Genomic DNA, 268 nt, shown 5'->3' with positions numbered 1-268 from the left:
CACGCACCGTAGAGCACCCGCCCGGCGTCACGTCCCGACGGCGTCGAAGGGGGGACCAGTGCGACCCGTGTGGCGCATGCGCGACACGCCCATCGTGGACTCGGGGACCCCCTGGGCCTACAACAGCAGTGGTTCGACGAAGACCCCGAGCGGAAGGAGGAACGCCGTGTGCGAGAAGTGCGGTTGGGGGACCGGCACGACGACCAGCGACGAGCGCGCCGTGCACGTCCCCGCAGACGGGCTTCCGGAGGAGGGCGCGATGCTGGCG

General features: G+C 71.6%; 1 protein-coding gene. It reads left to right on the top strand.

What is annotated here, in order from left to right; genetic code table 11:
- Positions 1-76 precede the first annotated feature (76 nt).
- Positions 77-268: hypothetical protein (locus ACSNOK_RS34475; RefSeq protein ID WP_436784659.1), on the top strand; the 192-nt coding region annotated here is incomplete at its 3' end.

This window comes from Streptomyces sp. URMC 126, assembly GCF_051386555.1.
Classification (GTDB): Bacteria; Actinomycetota; Actinomycetes; order Streptomycetales; family Streptomycetaceae; genus Streptomyces.
Note: the sequence above shows the minus strand (reverse complement) of the source record. Positions and strands in the feature narration are given on the sequence as shown.